Annotated in this window: 1 protein-coding gene; it reads left to right on the top strand. The window is 34.9% G+C overall.

Annotated elements, in window-relative coordinates:
* Nucleotides 1-476, top strand: a 476-nt coding sequence (locus tag NE664_13645) for a LicD family protein (protein MCQ4727676.1), incomplete at both ends; no start/stop codon positions are given.

Genomic DNA, 476 nt, shown 5'->3' with positions numbered 1-476 from the left:
ATTTGTGAACAACATAACATATCATACTCTCTCTGTGGTGGCAGTTTAATAGGCGCAATAAGGCACAAAGGTTTTATCCCTTGGGATGACGATATTGATATATTTTTGACCAGAGATAATTATAATCACCTGATTAATGTATTAAAGTCCGAAACAAGATATAAATTATATACGCCAGGAGTTACTCCTCATTATATCTATGGTTTCTCAAAGTTAATTAATCCGCAAACCATAATGTATAATGATCAGGAAATAAAACTTGATATGCCGGAAATGGGCGTTTTTATTGATATATTTCCGATTGACTCCATTCCGGAAGGAAAGGAAACTTTAATGTTTAAAAAGGCCAGGCAATATACCCGCCGTGCCATAGCTTCATCAAAGGTAGGGTATTATTATTCCAGTACTCCATGGAAAATGTATATAAAACGAATTCTATATTACCCGGAGCATTTAATATGCCGAAGAAAACAGGC

Source organism: Anaerotignum faecicola (assembly GCA_024460105.1).
Taxonomy (GTDB): Bacteria; Bacillota; Clostridia; order Lachnospirales; family Anaerotignaceae; genus JANFXS01.
This window is presented reverse-complemented; position numbering and strand designations above follow the sequence as displayed.